The sequence below is a fragment of the Acidovorax soli genome, from assembly GCF_900107605.1.
Classification (GTDB): Bacteria; Pseudomonadota; Gammaproteobacteria; order Burkholderiales; family Burkholderiaceae_C; genus Acidovorax; species Acidovorax soli.
Genome location: NZ_FNQJ01000001.1, coordinates 190,004 through 210,841, shown reverse-complemented (window position 1 = coordinate 210,841; position 20,838 = coordinate 190,004). Strand labels below are relative to the sequence as shown.

Annotated in this window: 19 protein-coding genes, 1 tRNA gene and 3 pseudogenes; 13 read left to right on the top strand and 10 right to left on the bottom strand. The window is 61.6% G+C overall.

Annotation, left to right across the window (positions count from 1 at the left end; all coding sequences use genetic code 11):
- Positions 1 to 48 precede the first annotated feature (48 nt).
- Positions 49 to 1,080 (bottom strand): microcin C ABC transporter permease YejB, encoded by a 1,032-nt coding sequence (locus BLW02_RS01035; protein ID WP_092696612.1) that lies wholly within the window; start codon positions 1,078 to 1,080, stop codon positions 49 to 51.
- Between the two features lie 116 nt (positions 1,081 to 1,196).
- Positions 1,197 to 2,996 carry an extracellular solute-binding protein gene (locus tag BLW02_RS01030; protein ID WP_092696611.1) on the bottom strand — a complete coding sequence of 600 codons (1,800 nt, stop codon included), beginning with the start codon at positions 2,994 to 2,996 and terminating at the stop codon, positions 1,197 to 1,199.
- Between the two features lie 104 nt (positions 2,997 to 3,100).
- Here BLW02_RS01030 and fabI point away from each other — a divergent pair, with 104 nt between their 5' ends.
- Together fabI and BLW02_RS01020 are read left to right on the top strand one after the other, a co-directional pair.
- Positions 3,101 to 3,901, top strand: coding sequence for an enoyl-ACP reductase FabI (gene fabI / locus BLW02_RS01025; protein ID WP_092696610.1), 801 nt, complete (start codon positions 3,101 to 3,103; stop codon positions 3,899 to 3,901).
- Positions 3,902 to 3,983: 82 nt separating this feature from the next.
- Positions 3,984 to 4,835 (top strand): DNA ligase, encoded by an 852-nt coding sequence (locus BLW02_RS01020; protein ID WP_092696738.1) that lies wholly within the window; start codon positions 3,984 to 3,986, stop codon positions 4,833 to 4,835.
- A 78-nt stretch (positions 4,836 to 4,913) separates the two neighbouring features.
- Here BLW02_RS01020 and BLW02_RS01015 read toward each other — a convergent pair whose 3' ends face one another.
- Entirely contained in the window at positions 4,914 to 7,277 is a 2,364-nt protein-coding gene (locus BLW02_RS01015) for an arginine/lysine/ornithine decarboxylase (RefSeq protein WP_092696609.1), read from the bottom strand.
- A 140-nt stretch (positions 7,278 to 7,417) separates the two neighbouring features.
- On the opposite strand from BLW02_RS01015, the gene BLW02_RS01010 reads away from it, so the two are divergent.
- The 5 genes and pseudogenes from BLW02_RS01010 to BLW02_RS19460 all read left to right on the top strand — a co-directional run.
- A complete protein-coding gene (locus BLW02_RS01010; protein ID WP_092696608.1) occupies positions 7,418 to 7,843 on the top strand; it encodes an NfeD family protein in 426 nt (141 codons plus the stop codon).
- A gap of 36 nt (positions 7,844 to 7,879) precedes the next feature.
- Positions 7,880 to 8,794, top strand: coding sequence for an SPFH domain-containing protein (locus BLW02_RS01005; protein ID WP_026437361.1), 915 nt, complete (start codon positions 7,880 to 7,882; stop codon positions 8,792 to 8,794).
- A gap of 73 nt (positions 8,795 to 8,867) precedes the next feature.
- Positions 8,868 to 8,957, top strand: a tRNA-Ser gene (locus tag BLW02_RS01000).
- Between the two features lie 169 nt (positions 8,958 to 9,126).
- On the top strand, positions 9,127 to 9,759 hold the full coding sequence (locus BLW02_RS00995) for a DUF2026 family protein (RefSeq protein ID WP_092696607.1): 633 nt from the start codon (positions 9,127 to 9,129) through the stop codon (positions 9,757 to 9,759).
- A gap of 22 nt (positions 9,760 to 9,781) precedes the next feature.
- Positions 9,782 to 9,932, top strand: a pseudogene (locus BLW02_RS19460) (IS5/IS1182 family transposase); the annotation flags it as partial.
- 55 nt (positions 9,933 to 9,987) lie between these two features.
- On the opposite strand, the gene BLW02_RS00990 reads toward BLW02_RS19460, so the two are convergent.
- Together BLW02_RS00990 and BLW02_RS00985 are read right to left on the bottom strand one after the other, a co-directional pair.
- Positions 9,988 to 10,410 carry a PIN domain-containing protein gene (locus BLW02_RS00990; RefSeq protein WP_092696606.1) on the bottom strand — a complete coding sequence of 141 codons (423 nt, stop codon included), beginning with the start codon at positions 10,408 to 10,410 and terminating at the stop codon, positions 9,988 to 9,990.
- On the bottom strand, positions 10,407 to 10,685 hold the full coding sequence (locus tag BLW02_RS00985) for a prevent-host-death protein (protein ID WP_092696605.1): 279 nt from the start codon (positions 10,683 to 10,685) through the stop codon (positions 10,407 to 10,409). The genes BLW02_RS00990 and BLW02_RS00985 overlap by 4 nt, the downstream gene beginning before the upstream one ends.
- Positions 10,686 to 11,027: 342 nt before the next feature.
- On the opposite strand from BLW02_RS00985, the gene BLW02_RS19875 reads away from it, so the two are divergent.
- Positions 11,028 to 11,171: a hypothetical protein gene (locus tag BLW02_RS19875; RefSeq protein WP_159433758.1), complete on the top strand. Its 144-nt coding sequence runs from the start codon at positions 11,028 to 11,030 to the stop codon at positions 11,169 to 11,171.
- 120 nt (positions 11,172 to 11,291) lie between these two features.
- On the opposite strand, the gene BLW02_RS00980 is transcribed toward BLW02_RS19875, so the two are convergent.
- Positions 11,292 to 12,206, bottom strand: coding sequence for a LysR family transcriptional regulator (locus BLW02_RS00980; protein ID WP_092696604.1), 915 nt, complete (start codon positions 12,204 to 12,206; stop codon positions 11,292 to 11,294).
- 186 nt (positions 12,207 to 12,392) lie between these two features.
- On the opposite strand from BLW02_RS00980, the gene BLW02_RS00975 reads away from it, so the two are divergent.
- From BLW02_RS00975 to BLW02_RS00960, 5 genes and pseudogenes are all read left to right on the top strand, one after another.
- A complete protein-coding gene (locus BLW02_RS00975; protein WP_425285632.1) occupies positions 12,393 to 13,340 on the top strand; it encodes a Bug family tripartite tricarboxylate transporter substrate binding protein in 948 nt (315 codons plus the stop codon).
- A gap of 89 nt (positions 13,341 to 13,429) precedes the next feature.
- Complete coding sequence (locus tag BLW02_RS00970) at positions 13,430 to 14,404, top strand: NAD(P)H-dependent flavin oxidoreductase (RefSeq protein WP_092696603.1); 975 nt, start codon at positions 13,430 to 13,432, stop codon at positions 14,402 to 14,404.
- Positions 14,405 to 14,425: 21 nt separating this feature from the next.
- Positions 14,426 to 16,309 carry an acyl-CoA synthetase gene (locus BLW02_RS00965; RefSeq protein WP_092696602.1) on the top strand — a complete coding sequence of 628 codons (1,884 nt, stop codon included), beginning with the start codon at positions 14,426 to 14,428 and terminating at the stop codon, positions 16,307 to 16,309.
- A gap of 122 nt (positions 16,310 to 16,431) precedes the next feature.
- Positions 16,432 to 16,542 (top strand): annotated as a pseudogene (locus BLW02_RS20130) (transposase); the annotation flags it as partial.
- A gap of 63 nt (positions 16,543 to 16,605) precedes the next feature.
- Positions 16,606 to 16,830: pseudogene (locus BLW02_RS00960) on the top strand (transposase); the annotation flags it as partial.
- Positions 16,831 to 16,881: 51 nt separating this feature from the next.
- On the opposite strand, the gene BLW02_RS00955 reads toward BLW02_RS00960, so the two are convergent.
- The 4 genes from BLW02_RS00955 to BLW02_RS00940 all read right to left on the bottom strand — a co-directional run bounded on the left by BLW02_RS00955 (position 16,882) and on the right by BLW02_RS00940 (position 20,808).
- Complete coding sequence (locus BLW02_RS00955) at positions 16,882 to 17,712, bottom strand: glycosyltransferase (protein WP_092696601.1); 831 nt, start codon at positions 17,710 to 17,712, stop codon at positions 16,882 to 16,884.
- A 100-nt stretch (positions 17,713 to 17,812) separates the two neighbouring features.
- The gene (locus tag BLW02_RS00950) at positions 17,813 to 18,691 is read right to left on the bottom strand and encodes an alpha-1,2-fucosyltransferase (protein ID WP_092696600.1); all 879 of its coding nucleotides are present in this window, start codon (positions 18,689 to 18,691) and stop codon (positions 17,813 to 17,815) included.
- Complete coding sequence (locus BLW02_RS00945) at positions 18,688 to 19,869, bottom strand: hypothetical protein (RefSeq protein WP_092696599.1); 1,182 nt, start codon at positions 19,867 to 19,869, stop codon at positions 18,688 to 18,690. The genes BLW02_RS00950 and BLW02_RS00945 overlap by 4 nt, the downstream gene beginning before the upstream one ends.
- Positions 19,870 to 20,808, bottom strand: a complete 939-nt coding sequence (locus BLW02_RS00940) for a glycosyltransferase family 2 protein (RefSeq protein WP_092696598.1) — start codon at positions 20,806 to 20,808, stop codon at positions 19,870 to 19,872.
- Between the last annotated feature and the right edge of the window lie 30 nt (positions 20,809 to 20,838).

Sequence of the window (20,838 nt, the reverse complement as noted above, 5' to 3'; positions counted from 1 at the left end):
TCAAATGGACAAGTTGGGCACTTATTATGTCCAACTCTCGATCAGCCATCAATCGAATTTCACCCGCGGGTCCACCCACACGTAGCACAGGTCGGAAATCAGCTTGGTCACCAGCCCGATCAGCGTGAACAAATACAGCGTGCCCAGTACCACGGGGTAGTCGCGGCGGATCACGCTCTCGTAGCTCAAGAGGCCCAGGCCGTCGAGTGAAAACAGCGTCTCGATCAGCAGCGAGCCCGCAAAGAACGCGCCGATGAACGCCGCCGGAAAGCCGGTGATGATGGGAATCAGCGCGTTGCGGAACACATGCTTCCACAGCACCTGGCGCTCGCTCAGGCCCTTGGCGCGCGCCGTCAGCACATACTGCTTGCGGATTTCTTCGAGAAACGCGTTCTTGGTCAGCATGGCCGTCACGGCAAAGCTGCCCAGCACCATGGCGGTGATGGGCAAGGTGATGTGCCACAGGTAGTCCACGATGCGCGCGCCCCAGCCCAACTCCTCCCAGTTCGACGAGGTCAGCCCGCGCAGCGGAAACCACTGCAGCTGTCCGCCGAAGATGACCAGCAGCGCCACACCCAGCACGAAGCCCGGAATCGCATAGCCCACCAGGATGAGCAGCGTGGTCACCAGATCGAAGCGCGAACCCGCGCGCACCGCCTTGGCCACGCCCAGGGGCACGGCCACGAGGTAGCTGATGAAGAAGGTCCACAGCCCCAGGCTGATGGACACGGGCAGCTTCTCCACCACCAGCTGCCACACGTCCTTGTTCTGGAAGAAGCTCTTGCCCAGGTCAAAGCGCGCGAACTGGCCCAGCATCTGCCAGAAACGCTCGTGCGCAGGCTTGTCGAAGCCATACAGCGCCTTGATCTGCTCCAGCCGCTTCGGGTCCACGCCCTGCGCGCCCCGGTAGGCCAGGCCGCCGCCTTCGGCGCCACCACCACCCGCGCCGGCCTTGGCCTCGGCCATGTACTGCTCCACCGGACCGCCGGGCACGAACTGGATCACCACAAAGGTCAGCAGCAGCACGCCCAGCAGGGTGGGCAGCATCAGCAGCACGCGCTTGAGGATGTAGGCCAGCATCTTCGATCAACCCTTGTTTTCAGCAGTGGTGGTGGCGGCCGCCGCGCCGGGCCGCCACCAGCAAGGCCAGCCCCCTCGGGGAACAGCGACCCGCGCAACGGTGGAGCGTGGGGGCATCATTGGCGTGCCCACCAGGTGTCGATAACCCAGCCCTCGCCGCTGGTGTAGGGCGGCACCGTGGCGGGTCTGGCCAGGCGCCAGCCGTTGTAGGCCATGCGGTGGGTGGGCGCCGTCCACTGGGGAAGCAGGTAGTGGCTGTGCGCGATGATGCGCTCCAGCGCATGGCAGGCGGGCAGCAGCTGCGCCGCGGTCCTGGCCGCGGTCATGGCCTTGATCATGGCGTCCACGGCCGGGCTCTTCACGCCGGCGAAGTTGCCCGAATCCTCGGTGTCGGCGGCCTTGCTGCCGAACAGGTCGGCAAACTCCTGGCCCGGGTTGTGCGTGCCCTGGAAGGCCATGGAGGTGATGTCGAAGTCAAACTTCTGCAGGCGCTGCTGGTACAGGGCAAAGTCCACCGAGCGGAAACGCAGCGTGATGCCCAGCTTTTCGAGGCTGCGCATCCAGGGCGTGACGGTGCGCACGCCGCCCTCGTTGCTGTCCATGTATTCCAGCACCATGGCCTGCCCCTGGGCATTGCGCAGGGCACCATCGCGCACCTCCCAGCCCGCTTCTTTCAGCAGCTGCTGCGCGCGGCGCAGGTTGGCGCGCAGCGACGAATCCCCGTCGGTGCGCGGTGGCACGGTCATGGGGCCAAAAGCCGCTGGTGGGATGTCCTTGCGAAACGGCCCCATCAGCGCCAGCTCCTGCGGCGACGGCGTGCCGCGGGTCTCGCAGGCGGTGTTGCCAAACAGGCCGTTGACCCGCTGGTAGGCGCCGTAGAACATCTGGCGGTTCATCCACTCGTAGTCGATCGCCAGGCCCAGCGCCTCGCGCACGCGCACATCCTGCAACAGCGGGCGGCGCGTGTTGAGCACATAGCTCTGGAAGCCCGAGGGCAGCTTGTGGGCGAATTCGCCCTTGACCAGTTCACCGGTGTCGAACTTCTTGCCATTCACGCGCCGCGCCCAATCGCCCGCGCTGAAAAAGCGCATCAGGTCGAACTCGCCGGCCTTGAGGGCTTCGAGCCGCGCCGTGGCGTCCTTGTAGATCTTGACGGTGATGCGATCAAAGTTGGCCGTGCCCCTGCGCACGTTCAAATCCTTGGCCCAGTAGCCCGGGTCGCGCACGTAGGTGATGTCCTTGCCGAAGCGCACCGGGCCGATCTTGTAGGGCCCGCTGCCAATGGGGATGTCCATCACCACCTGGTCGAAGGGCTTGGCCTGGCCGTTCTCCATGCCCCAGTCGCGGCTGAACACCGGCAGGCCGCCCACGGTGAGCGGCAGCTCGCGGTTGGGCTGCCTGAAGCGGTAGCGCACCGTGCGCTCGTCCAGCACATCGACCCCCGCCACATCGATCAGCGTGGTCTTGTAGGCGGGCGACGTGAACGGGCCCACCAGGGTGTCGTAGCTGTATTTCACGTCCTGCGCCGCCACCTGCTTGCCATTGTGAAAGCGCGCCTCGGGCCGCAGGCGGAACGTGGCCGAAAGCCCGTCGGGGGCCACCTCCACATCCTCGGCCAGCAGGCCGTAGCCGGTGGCGGTTTCGTCCATGGAGCCCGCCAGCAGCGAGTCGAACATCAGCGCCGACAGGTAGGCCGGCGCGCTGCCCTTGATGGTGAACGGGTTGTATTTGTCGAAGGTGGAGGTGCGCAGGTTGCTCACCAGCCGCAGCTCGCCGCCCTTGGGGGCATCGGGGTTCACGTAACTGAAATGCGTGAACCCGGCCGGGTAGCGCGGCGCGCCCCACAGCGCATAGGCATGCGCAGCCCAGGCTGGCGCCGCACACAAGCACATCGAAAAAATCAACCAAAACCGCATGCGACAATTCTGCCCTACGTCGGCGGGGCCTTTGCGCAAACTGCGGGGCCGACCCCAGTAACCACGCCGTTCACCCCCACATCGCATTCCACAGGAGAAAAACCATGGGTTTTCTGACCGGCAAGAAACTGCTCATCACGGGCGTGCTGTCCAACCGCTCCATCGCTTACGGCATCGCCAAGGCCTGCCACGCACAGGGCGCCGAGCTGGCCTTCAGCTACGTGGGCGAGCGCTTCAAGGACCGCATCACCGACTTTGCCGCCGAGTTTGATTCCAAGCTGATCTTTGATTGCGACGTGGGCAGCGACGAACAGATCGACCGCATGTTCGCCGACCTGGCCCAGACCTGGCCCCAATTCGACGGCTTCGTGCACAGCATCGGCTTTGCGCCGCGCGAGGCGATTGCCGGCAACTTCCTCGAAGGCCTCTCGCGCGAAGCGTTTCGCATTGCGCACGACATCAGCGCCTACAGCTTCCCGGCCATGGCCAAGGCCGCCCTGCCCTACCTGAACGACAAGTCCTCGCTGCTCACGCTGAGCTACCTGGGCGCGCTGCGCAGCATTCCCAACTACAACACCATGGGCCTGGCCAAGGCCAGCCTGGAAGCCAGCGTGCGCTACCTGGCCGAGGCCGTGGGCCGCACCGAAGACGGCCGCAGCATCCGCGTCAACGGCGTCTCCGCCGGCCCCATCAAGACCCTGGCGGCCAGCGGCATCAAGGACTTCGGCAAGCTGCTGGGCCGCGTGGCCGACGCCGCGCCCCTGCGCCGCAACGTGACGATCGAGGACGTGGGCAACGTGGCAGCCTTCCTGCTGTCCGACCTGGCCAGCGGCATGACGGCCGAGATCAGCTATGTGGACGGCGGCTTCAGCCAGACGGCAGGCCTGAGCGCCGACCAGGTCTGAATACCGCGCGCCGGTATTCTTGGTCAAATCGGCTGCTAGCGTTTACCAATCAAGCGCCAGCAGCCAAATGATCCATCGCACCATGCGCCGCAGAAGCTGCCTCGCCCTGCTGGCGCTGGCCGCCCTGCCTGCCCTGCCCGCGCTGGCCGCAGAGGCACCCGCCCTGCTGCTGGCCCAGGTCTATCGCCCCGGCCTGGCGCTGCAGGATTACTGGGTGAGCGAGAAATACGACGGCGTGCGCGGCTTCTGGGATGGCCGCACGCTGCGCACCCGGGGTGGCGAGACGGTGCAGGCCCCCGCCTGGTTCACCGCCGGCTGGCCCCAGGTGCCGATGGACGGCGAGCTGTGGGCCGGGCGCGGGCGTTTCAGCCACGCCCAGTCCACCGCACGCCAGCAACAAGCCGACGACACGGCCTGGCGCCAGATGCGCTTCATGGTGTTTGACCTGCCCGCGCATGGCGGCACATTCGACCAGCGCCTGCCGGCCCTGGCCGCCCTCGTCGAGCACCTGGGCCAGCCCTGGGTGCAGGCCGTGCCGCAACGGCGCGTGGCCAGCGACGCAGCGCTGCAGGCGCTGCTGGCCCGCACCGTGCGCGCCGGTGGCGAGGGGCTGATGCTGCACCGGGGCGCATCGCTGTACCGCGCGGGCCGCAGCGACGATCTCATCAAGCTCAAGACGCACGAGGACACCGAGGCCCGCGTGGTCGCGCACCTGCCCGGCAAGGGCAGACACGCCGGGCGCATGGGTGCGCTGCTGGTCGAAATGCCCACCGGCCAGCGTTTCCGGCTGGGTGCAGGCTTCAGCGATGCCGACCGCGAACGCCCGCCGCCCGTCGGCAGCTGGGTGACCTACCGCTTTCGCGGCACCCACGACGGCGGCCTGCCGCGCTTTGCCAGCTTTGTGCGAGTGCGCGAGGACATGCCGGCCCAGTGAAGTGAACGGGTTGAACGGGCGAGCGGCTGGCAGCCAGTTCAACCCAAAATCCAGCGACCGCAAAGGCCGCCGGAGCCGTCACACATTGCGGCCGTAAGGGCCATCGTCGCCCATCTGCACCAGATTGTCGGAAGTGGTCAGCGGCTTGGGTTGTCTGGCGAATTTCTCGGCCACGCAGTCGGCGTAATAGCGCACCTGGCCGCTTTCATCCTCCACCTCGACCAGGCCGTGGATATCCGTCTCGAAGCCCGGGCACAGCTTGGCGAATTCACGGGCGAACTTCAGGTAGTCCACGATCTTCCGGTTGAACACCTCGCCCGGAATCAGCAGCGGAATGCCCGGCGGGTACGGCGTGACCAGGCCCACGGTGATGCGGCCTTCGAGGTGGTCGATCTCCACGCGCTCGGTGGTGCGGTGGGCGATGTGCGCAAACGCGTCGCTGGGCTTCATGGCCGGCGTGAGGTCCGACAAATACATCTCGGTCGTCAGGCGCGCGATGTCGTACTTGGCATACATCTCGTGCACATGCTGGCACAGGTCCTTGAGGCCCATGCGCTCGTAGCGCTTGTGCTGCTGGCAGAACTCGGGAAGGATGCGCCACATGGGCTGGTTCTTCTCGTAGTCGTCCTTGAACTGCTGCAGCGCCGTGAGCAGCGTGTTCCAGCGGCCCTTGGTGATGCCGATGGTGAACATGATGAAGAAGCTGTAGAGCCCCGTCTTTTCGACCACCACGCCGTGCTCGGCCAGGTACTTGGTCACGATGGACGCCGGAATGCCGGTCTTGTCGAACTTGCCGTCCAGGCTCAGGCCCGGCGTGACGATGGTGGACTTGATCGGGTCGAGCATGTTGAAGCCGTCGGCCAGCTGGCCGAAACCGTGCCACTTGCTGCCGTTCTTCTTGCTCTTGCTGTCGCTGCGGATGATCCAGTCCTCGGCCCGGCCAATGCCTTCGTCCACCAGCTTTTCCGGCCCCCAGACCTTGAACCACCAGTCGTTCTTGCCGAACTCTTCCTCCACCTGGCGCATGGCGCGGCGAAAATCCAGCGCTTCGAGAATGCTCTCTTCCACCAGCGCGGTGCCGCCGGGCGGCTCCATCATCGCGGCCGCCACGTCGCAGCTGGCGATGATGCTGTACTGAGGGCTGGTGCTGGTGTGCATCAGATAGGCCTCGTTGAACAGGTGGCGGTCGAGCTTGGTGGTCTGCGAGTCCTGCACCAGCACATGGCTGGCCTGGCTGATGCCCGCCAGCAGCTTGTGGATGGACTGCGTGGCGTAGGTCACCGAGTGCTTGGGCCGCATGCGCTTCTTGCCCATGGCGTGGTAGCTGCCATAGAACGGGTGGAAGGCCGCGTGCGGCAGCCAGGCTTCATCGAAGTGCAGGTTGTCCACGTAGCCATCGAGCATGGCCTTGATGGTTTCGGTGTTGTAGAGCACGCCGTCGTAGGTGGACTGCGTGAGCGTGAGCACGCGGGGCTTGACCTTCTTCGGATCGACGCCCTTGAGCAGGGGGTTGGCCTTGATCTTGGCCTGGATGGCCACGGGCTCGAACTCGCTCTGCGGGATGGGCCCGATGATGCCGAAGTGGTTGCGCGTGGGCTTCATGAACACGGGCACCGCGCCGGTCATGATGATGCTGTGCAGGATGGACTTGTGGCAGTTGCGGTCCACCACCACCACGTCGTCCGGCGCCACCGTGTGGTGCCACACCATCTTGTTGGATGTGGATGTGCCGTTGGTCACGAAGAAGCAGTGGTCGGCATTGAAGATGCGCGCGGCATTGCGCTCCGATTCGCCAATGGCGCCGTTGTGGTCCAGCAGCTGGCCCAGCTCTTCCACGGCATTGCAGACGTCGGCGCGCAGCATGTTCTCGCCGTAGAACTGGTGGTACATCTGGCCCACGGGGCTCTTCAAAAACGCCACGCCACCCGAGTGGCCTGGGCAGTGCCAGCTGTACGAGCCGTCTTCGGCGTAATCGAGCAGCGCCTTGAAGAACGGCGGCTGCACGCCTTCCAGGTAGCTCTTGGCCTCGCGGATGATGTGCTTGGCCACGAATTCGGGGGTGTCCTCGAACATGTGGATGAACCCGTGCAGCTCGCGCAGGATGTCGTTGGGCAGGTGGCGGCTGGTCTTGGTTTCGCCGTGCACGTAGATGGGCACCTCGGCATTCTTGCGCCGCACTTCGCCAATGAAGTTGCGCAGGCTCAGCACGATGGGATCGAGCCCCTCCTGCGCCGTGAATTCTTCATCGTCAATCGACAGGATGAAGGCGCTGGCGCGGCTTTGCTGCTGGGCGAACTGGCTCAGATCGCCATAGCTGGTGACCCCGACCACCTCGAAGCCCTCGGCCTCGATGGCCTGCGCCAGAGCGCGGATGCCCAGGCCCGAGGTGTTCTCGGAACGATAGTCCTCATCGATGATGATGATGGGAAAGCGAAACTTCATGTGCAGCCTCCGTGCAACCGTGCCATGCCCGGCCAAAAAACGAAACAGGCGCGAAGTGTAAGGAATAAGCATGACGCGCCTTTGAAGCGCCATTCTTTTGACCCAGAATGTGGTGCACTAAAGACGAACAAGGAGTCGGCATGGAGGAATCCACGATCTGGTGGCTTTTGGCAGGCGTGGCGGTGGTCACCGAGCTGCTGACCGGCACTTTCTATCTGCTGATGCTGGCGGTGGGGCTGGCCGCCGCAGCGCTGGCCGCCCACCTGGGCCTGCCGCTGACCGTGCAGATCATCACGGCCGCGGTGGTGGGCGGCGGTGCGGTGGTCGCATGGCACCAGTTCAAGAAGAAACGCCCTGGCGACCCGCCTGCCCGCGCCGACCGCAGCGTGAACCTGGATGTGGGCGAAACCGTCATGATCGACAGCTGGAGTGCCGACGGCACCGCCACGGTGAAATACCGCGGCACCCAGTGGACCGCCATCCATCGCCCCGGCGTCACGCCCTCCACCGGCATGCACCGCGTGGCCGAACTGGTGGGCAGCCGCCTGCTGGTGGACCCGCTCTGAAACCACCGCCCATACCCAACGCCCGGAAAGGCCCCCATGGAAATCGCCCTCATCCTCTTCGCCATCGCCGTCGTCTTCATTGCGCGCTCCGTCAAGGTCGTGCCCCAGCAAAACGCCTGGGTGAAAGAGCGGCTGGGCAAATATGCCGGCACGCTCACGCCGGGCCTGAACTTTCTGGTGCCGTTTGTGGACAAGGTGGCCTACAAGCACAGCCTGAAAGAAATCCCGCTCGATGTGCCCAGCCAAATCTGCATCACCCGCGACAACACGCAGCTGCAGGTGGACGGCATCCTGTACTTCCAGGTCACCGACCCCATGCGCGCCAGCTATGGATCGAGCAACTACATCATGGCCGTCACCCAGCTGGCCCAGACCTCGCTGCGCAGCGTGATCGGCAAGCTCGAACTCGACAAGACCTTTGAAGAGCGCGACATCATCAACGCCCAGGTGGTGCAGGCCATCGACGAGGCCGCGCTGAACTGGGGCGTGAAGGTGCTGCGCTACGAAATCAAGGACCTGACGCCCCCGAAGGAAATCCTGCACGCCATGCAGGCCCAGATCACCGCCGAACGCGAAAAGCGCGCCCTGATCGCCGCCTCGGAAGGCCGCCGCCAGGAACAGATCAACATCGCCACCGGCGAGCGCGAGGCCTTCATTGCCCGCTCCGAGGGTGAAAAGCAGGCCGTCATCAACAAGGCACAGGGCGAAGCCGCATCGATCAAGGCCGTGGCCGAAGCCAATGCCGAAGCCATCGAACGCGTGGCCGCCGCCATCCGCCAGCCCGGCGGCGAGCAGGCCGTGCAACTCAAGGTGGCCGAAAAAGCCGTGGAAGCCTATGGCAAGGTGGCCACCGACGCCACCACCACCCTCATCGTTCCCAGCAACATGACCGAGGTGTCGGCACTGATTGGTTCCGCCATGAAGATGGTTCAGACCCAGAAGGCCAGTTGAAGCCGGTTTTTTTGGGGCCAGCCAGGCCGCAAACCCCAACACCCCCTGACCTGTGGCTATAATCGTGGGCTTCGGAGAGGTGGATGAGCGGTTTAAGTCGCACGCCTGGAAAGCGTGTGTGGGCTAATCCCCACCGCGGGTTCGAATCCCGCCCTCTCCGCCATATACAACCCTAAGTGATTGATTCACTTAGGGTTTTTTCTTTGGTGGGTTGCATTCCCACCCAAACACCCGCCCAAAGTTAACCCGCTAGGCTTCGCGTGGTTTGGGGTGTCTGCAATTGATTGCAGTGGTGACGTTGCAGGACCAACGACTCGGAGTAAGGTGGCAGCATGAAGCACAAACGCCCCTTGCTCCCTCTGCCGGACTACCAGCGCATTTATCAGGTCGTTTACAGCGTTCTTGATGCAAGTGAGGTTGCCCGCACGCATCGGGCCTGCATCCTGTTCACTATCGCGGGGACGTTGATCCTTCGGGAGCACTACAAGCTGCCCGCCACGATTAGCGCCGGATTCATGGGGATGATGGTTGACGAGAAAAGCTCAACCGTCGCCATGTATGACCGCATGGGTGACGGGCCAGAAAGTGACAGACAGTCATTTCATGCGTGGGTCGAATGCCAAGGTTGGCTGATTGACTTCATGGCACCCATCATGGGCATGGCCTTCAAGGAAGATGAACACCCGCTGGACGTGCCGCGCTGGATGCTTCAGAAACCATTGGCTGAACGGAAGTCCGACATCAACGAGCTACAGCGGGTCGGGGACATTTACCTTGAGCATGATTCCGCGCTTGCCGAATCGCTGCTTGACTCCCAATCGGCGGGCTCGATTGACCTTGCGAAAGTGTGTGTCGCGTGGTTTAGGCGTCCTCCAAGGGCCTTGAAGGAATTGATGATGGGCGACTGCCACGGCCAGCCAAAACGATTGGTTGCCTGCGCCCCATCTATCACGGGTGTGTGGTGAGGCTGACGGGTATGGGGTCCCAAAGATGCATTGTTTCAAACGGTTGGGGGGAACGGATGATGGCACGCACGTTTGAGCGACAGGTAGCAGAGTTGCACGTGCGCGTGGCCTTGCCCAACCGCTGCACGCAGTTGGGATGCCCGACCACGGTACCCGTGGCGGCTGTGGCATAGCCACGTCTTGGGTTGGGGTTATCACGCCTGCAACTGGATTTGTGCAACAAAGCCCTTAGCTACCTAAAAACAGCGCAATCCGGTCGGTTGTCCACGTTGCGACGCCAGTACCGAAGAAATCTGTATCCTCAGTCCAAACGGGGCAACCAAGCACCATCGCACACGCCAGTACAGGCCAGTCGTCGGCGTCTCGCATCTCGATGCGGCGCAGCGCCTGCTGCTGGAGTCCTCCATAAACCTCCATATCCATGGGGTGAACGATGCGCTCAAGAGCATCGAGCACCAGCATGGCAGGGATTGGTTCAACGCCTCGTTTTGTCAGCAGCGCGGGCAGGTATTTCCGTGCATCCGCATACGCCACATCAGGGGCAAAGAACTTGACGGAGGCTGCGTGCGCCTGGATCAGTTCACGGACACGTTTACCCAGGACAGCGCGGATCAGGATGTTGGCATCCAGAACGATGGCCGCGCTGCTCATTTGGCTTTGGCACTGGCGGCGGTAGTGCTCTTCTTGCGGGCTTTCTTGAAGTCGGCAACGATGTCCTCTACATCCACACCCTGCGCAGACAGCAGCTTATCGAGTGACTGGCTGGCTTTCTTCAGCGCCACCAAGTCCGCCTCGGCTTGACCGTGTACGGGAATGAAGTAGCCGACTGTCTGTCCGTGGCGAGTCACAGCAACAGGGCTGCTAGCCGCGATGTACTCGGCCAAGTCCGCTCGGAACTCGCGGATTCCTACCTTTGTGGCTTCCATGGTCGAACTCCTTAGTTGTGAATCATTGTGTACACATTTTAAGCTGCGCGCTAGAGGCTGTCAAAGTACATAGGGGCGCTACTGCTAGAGAAGCTCTTCACGAATCGGTTCTGGCTGTGCCACGGCGATGTGTGAGCTCAAATAGCACTCACGTTGAGCAGTTTGGGCGTGTGCAGGGCGCCCAGCAGGCGCTGCGCCAGGGCAATTGCCCGGTTTCGTGGGGCATTACGCCCCCTGCACGCGCACCTGTCCTAGGCAGGCCATCAGCTTGCGCCTTGCCGAGCCGTTGAGGCCACATTCTCACGGCGGCAACTGGCGATGCCCAAAACCATTCCCACAGGGTTGAGCGATGCGTTCGCGCTGGACGCGATGAAACAGGCTCAGTGGGCGGCCTTCCTGAAAAAGAACCGTCTGCAGCCCCTGGACTTGACCGAGGTGGTGAGCCTGCTGCGCAACGCGTTTCAGACGCTGCAAAGGCAAGCCTGACAGCATGGTGGTACTTTTGGTGGTATCCAGAAACCCGGGCCGGGTGAAAACTGAGGCTTCATGCGGCCTTCTGGCTGAACACAGCTACCGTGACCAAACCCCCGTCCCTGCCACAACCACTCAAACGCCAGATCTCCTTACCATCCGCAGAAGCCCCATCTTGTCAGTCAAGAAATCGATGAAAGTGATGGCGGCGCGCGACTGATAGCGGTTGGGCATGTACATCAGGTACAGGTGGTTCCCGTCGATGCCGAACTGATATTCGGCAAGCACCTGCACCAACTCACCTGTCTGGAGACGCGGCCGGATCACATAGTCGGGCACCAAGCCCACGCCGATGCCGCTCAAAATGCAATCGAGCACAAAGGGGTAGCTGCGCGACATGAGGGTCGGAACAAACTCGATCTCCTCTTCATGGCCATTTTGAGCGGCAGTCATGCGCACACGGCCGCTCACCCCGCCCGATGTGATGATGGGCGTGCGCCTGAGCTCCCCCAAATTCTGTGGCAAACGCTCCCGGGCAGCCCATTCGGCGGAAGCGCACAAGGTGTAGTGAACAGGCCCCAAATCCCGGGCCACGACCATGGGGGGAGGCTCCGGGGTCACGCGGATTGCAACATCCACTCCGTCCTTGACCAGGTTGTCGATGAAGTTCTCCAGCCGCACCTCCAGGATGATGCCGGGGTACTTCTTCTTGAACTCAATTAGCCAAGGCCCCATGACCAGCTGCCCGAAACCGGTAGGCGCGCTCAGGCCGATCTTCCCTGTCAGCTGGTCTTCGCTCGCGCTGACGGCATCGCGCATCAGCGCTGCTTCATGAACGATGTTCCTGGCATGCTCGTAGACCTGCTGGCCCATATTGGTCAGCTCCACACCCTGCGGTGTACGGCGCAGCAACTCGGCATCCAGCGACTTCTCCAGCTGGGCGACGTGATAGCTGACATTAGCGCGTGACATGTTCAAGGCGCGGGCAGCCTGGCTGAGGTTTCCCCCGTCCACGATTTCTACAAAGATGGTCAGTGCGAGCAGGTCCATGTATGACGGTCACTTCATGTCAAATATTTTTGACCATGGTGTACATCAATGCTGTCGTTGTCAATGGCGATCTTGTCTGAAAGAATCACCAAACCACCAGCGAGCAGACAACACAAACTGGATATTCAAGGAGACATAATGACACTGACACGTTCAAAATTTTTGCGCACCTCGGCGCTTACGGCCATGGGTCTGCTGTTGGCTTCCACCACCCTGCAATCGTCGGCTGCAGACTGGCCCGATCGACCTATCAAGCTGGTGGTGCCATTCCCAGCGGGAGGCCCCACGGATTCCGCGGCCCGCGTATATGCCGAGGCGCTGAGCAAGCGGCTCGGGCAACCGATCGTGGTGGACAACAAGCCCGGCGCCTCGGGCGCGGTGGCGGCGGGCCAGTTCATGAACACGCCGGCTGATGGCTACACTTTCATGATGATGGTGACGCCCACCATCCTGGCGCCGCATTTCTTCAAGACAGCCACATTCAATCCCGCGACCAGTTTTGCCCCCATCACCAAGATCTACGACCTGCCCAACGTGATCGCGGTCAACAAAAACTCGCTGCCCGACCTGACCGATCTGAAGTCGCTGTTCGCCAAATCCAAGGCAAGCGCGCAACCGCTGATGTACACCAGCTCGGGAGCCGGCAGCTCGGGGCATCTGAGCATGGAACTGATGAAGTCCAAGGGCTTCAGCAACATGCAGCACGTTGCCTACAAGGGCAGCGCACCCGCGATGAACGACACGTTGGGCGGCGTGGTACCGGTGATCTATGCGGACATGGTCACGGCCCTGCCGCAAATCAAGGGGGGCCGGCTGAAGGCAGTGGCGGTGGGCACGCCCAAGCGTGTGAAGGTGCTGCCCGAGGTGTCCACCATGGCCGAGCAGGGCTTTGGCGGCTACGAAGCATCCTCCTGGGGCGGCCTGGTGGCGCCGAAAAACACGCCGCAGAACATCATTGACCGCGTGAGCGAAGAATCCCGGCAGATTCTGGCCAGCGACGAGATAAACCAACGCTTCGAGCAGATTGGCATTCTTCCCGCCTACCTCACCCCGGGCAAAACGCAGGAGCTGCTGCTGTCCGACTTCACCGGCTGGGGCAAGGTGGTCAAGGACAACCAGCTCACCGCCGAATAAACCTCTCCCAGCATCCAAACGGATCAGCCCACCCAGACGCGGCTGAAGGCAAGCCGCGTCTTCGCAATGGGAAAAACACCAGACGCATCATGAAAACACGTATCACAGAGCTGCTCGGAATCCGCTATCCCATCATTCAGGGTGGCATGCAGTGGGTAGCCCTCAGCCCGCTGGTGGCCGCTGTCTCCAACGCCGGCGGACTCGGTGTGCTCACCGCGTTGACGCAGCCTTCGCCCGAAGACCTGCGCAAGGAAATCCAGAAAACACAGGCGCTCACCAGTGCCCCGTTCGCGGTGAACCTGACATTCCTGCCCGCGCAGAACAAGCCGCCCTATGACGAATTCATCGACGTCATCATCGAAAGCGGTATCCGCATCGTGGAGACCGCGGGCAACAACCCCAGGGAATACATGGGTCGGCTGCACCAGGGCGGCGTCAAGGTGATCCACAAATGCACTTCGGTGCGGCATGCGCTTTCGGCTCAGAAGATCGGGGTGGATGCCGTCTCGATCGACGGATTCGAGTGCGCGGGCCATCCGGGCGAAGACGATGTTCCGGGCCTGGTGTTGATTCCCGCCGCGGTCAAGGTCCTCGACATACCCGTCGTCGCCTCTGGTGGCATCGCCACGGGTGCCGGCATGGCGGCGGCACTGGCGCTGGGCGCCGAGGGCGTCAACATGGGCACGCGCTTTTTGGCCACCATGGAAGCTCCGGTCCACGATGACTTGAAGCAAGCCCTGGTCAACGCCAAGGAAACCGATACGCAACTGGTGCTGCGCAGCCTGAACAACACCTCCCGCGCACTGCAAAGCAGCGTGACACAAGAGGTTGTGGACATGGAGCGCCGTGCGGGAGGTTGTCAATTCGAAGACCTGCGCCACCTCGTCACCGGACAGCGCGGCAAGGCGGCGCTGCAGTCGGGCAACATAGACGACGCCGTGATCGCTACCGGCCAGTGCGTGGGGCTCATCGATGACGTTCCCACCTGCCAGGAGCTGATAGACCGCATGGTGCGTGATTGCCGCGCTGCCTTCGCGCGGGGAACCGGACTGTTCCTATCCTGATCGCGGCACCCTGGAGACACCATGTTCTATCCCATACGCGCCATACGCTGTCTCGCGGACATCGAGGCCATCGAGCAAACGCCGTTGGATGCGCTGATCCAGCCCCAATCCACCCATGCGTTGTTCGAGGCCTCAGCCCGCAGCCATGGCGCAGGGGTGGCCCTGACCTTCCTCAAGACCGCCGATGACGACGCCGACATCGAGCGCTACACCTACGCGCAACTGCTGGGCAAGATCAACCAAACCGCCAATGCGTTGCATAGCCTGGGGCTGGGCAGGCAGGACACCGTCGGCATCATGTTGCCGGGCTGCCCTGAATACCATTTTGCACTGTGGGGCGGCGAGGCCGCAGCCATCGTACAGCCGATCAATCCTTTGCTCACGGTAGAGAAAATCTCGTCACTGCTGAACGCCACCGGCGCCAAGGTCCTTGTTGCCTGGGCAGACCGGGACGATGCCAGCATCTGGGGCAAGGTGGCGCAGCTCGCCACCGGCATCGAACATGTTCTGTACGTGAGCCACACGGGCACCGTGCCCGATGCCACTGGCATCCGCGCGTCCGTGCAAAGCTTCTCCGAGCTCATTGCCCGCCAGCCTGCGGACCGACTGCTCTCGGGGCGCAAGATCCAACCGAGCGATGTCGCAGCCTACTTCCATACGGGCGGCACCACTGGCTCGCCCAAGTTGGCGGCGCAGACGCATGGGGCCCAGGTCTATACCGCCTGGGCCAGCGTGCAGATGCAGGGCCTGACCCCAAGCGACCGCACCATCAACGGCTACCCGCTGTTTCACGTGGCCGGGGTGTTGCCTGGTTCGCTGGCCTGCTTCTCCGCGGGCGCCGAGGTCATCATCCCGACCAAGGAACTGTTCCGCAACAAGGACGTTATTGCCAATTTCTGGCGGCTCGCGGACCGCCATACGCCGACCATCATGTCCGCCGTACCCACGGTGCTGTCCGCGCTCTCGGACATCGACCTGGGTGGAGCAGATATCTCCTCCATCCGCTACTTCCGCACGGGCGCCGCGCCGCTCAGCCAGGAAACGGCACGACGCTTCAAGGAGCGTACGGGTTTCCATGTGCACGAAAGCCTGGGCATGACCGAGATGACCGGCATCTCCACCATCACTCCGCCCGGCGTGCATGCCAGCGTTGGCCATGTTGGTTTCAGGACGCCGCATGCCCGCATCCGCATCGGCAAGATGGATGCCAACGGCAACCTCACGCCAGACGAAGCAGTGGCCGGCGAGACCGGTATGGTGCTGTTCAAGTCGCCCAATCTGTTTGCAGGCTACCTGGGTCAGATCGAGAGAAAGCGCTATTTCACCGACGACGGCTGGCTCATCTCAGGCGACCTGGGTTCTCTGACTCCCGATGGCCTACTCAAGCTGCAAGGACGCTCGAAAGATCTGATCATTCGCAGCGGCCACAACATTGACCCGCAAGTGATAGAACAAGCCCTGGAGAGACACCCCGCCGTAAAGGCCTGCGCCGCGGTGGGTGCGCCAGACCGGTATGCAGGGGAAGTGCCGGTGGCCTTCGTCACGCTCAAAGAAGGTCAGACAGCGGATGCCGAATCCCTGCGCGACTTTGCGGCACGCCACGTGGACGAGCCGCCCGCGCGCCCCAAATACGTTGAAATCCTGCCCGCACTGCCCACCACCAACGTGGGCAAAGTCTTCAAGCCCGAACTGCGCGGCATGGCCATGAAGCGGTATCTGGAGAAAGAACTCGCAACCATCATGCAGCGAAACCAGCAGCCAGCTTCTTGTTGGCCGCAAGTGCGCTTTGACGACGCACAAGGCTTCATCCTGCGAGATCCACAACGCTGCCTCTCGGATACGGACCTGCAAACGCTTGCAAAGCAGACGCAATTCACCGGAGCCAATATACATGTCGAAGCCTGATGCTTCTCCATGCGCGCAACATGTAAGAGCACTTTTTCAGCATCGGACGTGTCCGGATATACGGGTGCAATCTTTACCGTCTTGACTTCAGTGAGTGAGGGCTTGGCTTATTCAGGGCGTCCATATACGTTCTCAGTGACTCCCAATGGGCACAGATTGAGAATCTGCTACCAGGCCAGGCCGGACAACCGGGAGTCACTGCCAAAAACAACCGACTGTTTGTGGATGCCGTGGGCTTTGTTGCACAAGTCCCATGCGTCAAACGGGTAGACTGAGCGGATGACGCAAGAAAGAAGATGCGGACGAAGTACCACACGAAGAAATGGGCGCAGTACAACGCGGCGTTGAAGCCACGAGGATCGCTGTCGATCTGGCTGGACAAAGACATGCAATGACTGGCGGCGCCAAACGGCAAGCGAGGTCGCAACAAGACGTTCTCGGATGCGGCTATCCAGTGTTGCCTGAGCATCAAGTGCCTGTTTGGGCAACCGTTGCGTCAGAGCTTGGGCATGGTGCAGGCGGATCCGCGGCACGCGGCACGCGGCACGCGGCACGCGGCACAATAAGATAAGTCAGCCCACTCGTGTTGAACGCCTTAAAGATGAATTGTAAATAAGGCGGGATAGCCAGTGCGGTGCCAATCTGAGCATGAATCTAAGAAGCGGGTATACGTATTTAAACGTCATACCATGCAAAACCCAAATACCTTTGGTGTAAATGCGCAACTCACCATAAGCTTTATCGACACTACGTCGGCTCCAAAAATTGGGTCCCACTGTGAACTCGAGCAGCGGCTGATGTACGTTGGCGAACCTGAACCCTTCCTTCGCGCAGCGAAACCAAAGCGCGATGTCTTCGTTAGAACCTGCCTGTGGATAGCCACCAACGCGGTCAAGGACATGACGACGAAAACATACCGTAGGATGAGCCACCGGTACACCCCGACACAACCGGGCCAACGCGTCATCGGGCCCACGACAGAAGCTAACGTGGCGCCGGACACCACTCTCCGTGTTTAACTCAATAATGTCAGTGCCCAAGATATCAATGTCAGGGTGCTGCCTGAAATAGGTCAACTGAGCTTGGTAGCGCCCGAGGTACGAACGATCGTCCGCATCCATTCGAAATACAAACTCTTCGTCACTCAATTCTTTAATCAGCACATTCAGAGCAGCTGCTAGGCCACCATTGCGTTCCAGCCGGACGACGCGGTAGATGTTTTTTTCGTGCTCTGCCAGTACAGTGTTGATGGCAGCAGGCACTGGTCCATCGATAGCAACGTAAAGCCGCGACTCAACGTTGTCAACAAACTGCTGGCCCTGTACCGATTCAAGCGCGGCAACCAGTGCCACGGGGTTGTCGCCGCGGTAAACGGCCATAAGGGTGGCGATCTTCGTTTTCATGGATTTAAGCAATCAGTATCTGTAATTTCGTCCATCCTGCTTCTTTTTATCAGTTGCCCCTGACCCGCACGGGCGTTGTGAAGAGTATTTCTTCGTAAATTCATACTCGTATCCATGAAGTGGGAATCAGATCTCGATCGTCAGTGCCATTCAGAAACCAGTGGCGTGGCGCCACCACGATCTTGTCCGGCGCGGGGTTCAACCAGGCACCCCACCAGCTGAAGCTGCTGTTGGCAATAATGTGATGATCGGCCTGAGACATCAGCCGCATATCGTGTACGCTACGGTTGCCCGAGTTGTGGCGCACGGTCTCAATGGGGCCGAACTCGGTACCCAGATGCGCGTCCACCCAGTCGGGGTCGTCCGAGAAGGCGAACAACCGCACGCCCGGTACGCGCTCGCGCAGCAGGCGTATCGCCTCACGGTAGTAGTCAAGACCGCACAATGCGTAAACGCCTTGATTCTTTGCATGCGTGTAGTCACCACGACGCACGTGAAGGCTGGCACTGGGCTGCGCACGCATACGCTGCCGAACGGCCTCGTCCTGCGCATCCCACTCCATACGAAATGCAAAGTCTGCTCGTATCTGGTCAGCGTATTCCTGAAAGTAGCGCTCGGTATGCCAGTAGCCGTGCAGGTACCGCGGACCCTGCAACGCAGCTAATCCGGGCCAAAACTGGAAATGCGGCTCGTTACCCCAGCGATTGCCCGTAAGCCAGCGCATGGCCGGTCGACCGAACAACCGACGCAAAGCAGGTGACGCCTGCCACCCGAGCAACTGTCGCACCTCAGCCTCGGTAGCCAACGGTGCCTCGATGTGGAACACCCGTTGCAGCTCGAAGCCATTGTGTAGCGTGTAGGCCTCAAACTGGTCTGTAGCCAGCCGCAATGACCGACCGGTGCGCAGGCTCAGACTGCGTCCGGAAGCGTACTGAAACATTTGGTTGCCCAGACCGCCGATGATGTTTGTGATGATCATGAAGATGTCTCGCAGATCGCTCTGCCGTTGAATTCCGCTGCGCTCGCCAGCAACCAGCCGGTTCCAGCCAATGTCAGCGCCTGAAGCACCACGAGACCCAAGGCCCGCTGCGAACCCCAAGTGACCAGGGCACCCAAAGCCCCCAGATAAACCAGCGCGACCGGAATCAGGATGCGAAGACGTTGCAGAGCCCCCAGCCGGATGCTGGCGAATCGCATCTGCGATGCATAAAGACTGTAAGCCACCAGTAGCAGTGCAAAAAGAAGAACCACATCGCCCCTAACAGGTTGGCGTGCAATTCCGATATAGACCCCGAGAAATACACCACCGGCCGCCAAACCACTGGCCAGCAGGCCTAAAACAAATCCAGTTTTGGGCTGCAGGTGCCAGCGCATGCATAACTGACTGAATGCCGGGGAATTTGTCCAGTGCAACAACAGCGGCAGTAATGGCAAAGAGGCCACAAAGACACGCATTACCAGAGCCAAGTCCAGTGAGGTGTTTGCAGACAGTTGCAACCAGCCCAGAAATGGCGCGTTGAGCACCAAACCGTCGAAACCGGCAAGTGCCAAAATCCCGACGACCATACCGAGACTTGGCGCGGAACCACGCGACCTCCAGAAAACGCGCTTCACAGCGAATATGTTGACCACGCAAACCGGCAGCCACTGAATCAGTAATGCCAGCACCACGCCCGTCAGCGTGTGCGGCAAAACCCATTGAAGCATTGCAAGCGCCAACAGGCTGCCCAGCGCAAAAGTCAGCGAAAACAACGACGCCCGGCCCACGATACTTCTCAACAGATCAAGGTCAGGGGCCGCCAGAACCGTCACCACCATCGCAGCCAGCACCAGCAACACTTGCCCGGTGTGAATCCAAGTCACGGCACCGATACCAATAGCCAACAGTGGCAGCATACGACGCTGAATCTGCAGACCACGTTGGGCCTCACGGTTGCGCTGAGCACCTCGTGCCAGCCCGTCCACCCCAGCCCCCAATTGCAGGCACATACGAGCCGTCGCGAGGCCAAAGCCCAGCGCAAAACTGAAGAAATACGCTCGTGCGGCGTCTGGTGCGGGTAACACGCGCCCAATCCATGCGAACAGCAGGAACGACAGGCCGACGGAGCCCAAACGGGCACCGAGATGGAGCGTAGCCTGTTGCAACAGCCGCGGCATTTAGCGACCTCCTCGCAGCCATAGAGGCAGCGGTCGCCCCCAAACCCAGCCAGCGGACCGGGTCAATGCACGCAGTGCCAGCCATACCAAGTTCTCGACGCTTTTCAGAAGGCGCTGGGCACGGGTAGCGGGCACCAGCAGCGCAAACACGGGAGCCGGGCCCCACTGTGCACGGATCTGACGAGCTTCCATCTCCCGCAGTGCAGGAATCTGACCCTCGAGGCTTGCGGTTATGGAGGTTTCTGCATTCGGCAACGACACCACTGCCAAGCCAACAGCAAATGCGACTCGGGTCCCCGATGCGCGCAACAGCCGGACCATCCACTCCACGTCCACCAGCCATTTCAGCGAAGGATTGAACGCCTGGCAATGCGATCGGCGCACAACCACGACACTGGGTGCACCCAAGGTATTGTGGCGAAGCAGATGATCGGGACTCCAGGCCATCAGAACCCGACGCAGCAGCGGCGGAACATGATGCCGCAACCGACGCCCTGCCAGTGTGGGCAACATGCATTCCAGTAACAGCACGTCGGGATGTTCGTGACGCTGCAAAGCCCGCAACAGGCTCTCAAAAAAATCGTCATGCTCAGGGCATTCGTCGTGATGCATCAGGAGCACATAGTCCCCCTGCGCCCGAACGAGCAGATCATTCCAGTTAGCTACCGCGCCTAACGGCGGGCGATTGCGCCGGTAATGCACCGCCCCGCTGGCAAATAAAGCGTGTAACCGCACGGCCTGCTCTACGGCGTCCGTGCGCGAGTCGTCCCCAATCAGGCATTCCACGCCTTCGCAGCCACCAGCCTGCAGCCGATCCAGAATGCGCAGCACGCCCAGCGGGAACTCATAAGCAGGTATCAGCACGCTAAGCCACGGCGCGCCTATGCGGGGCGTCGGGTGATCGAGGCCAAAGATCGGCGCCTTGATGTCAGCGTTCATAGAACAGCTTGCAAAATAAAGGATGAATAG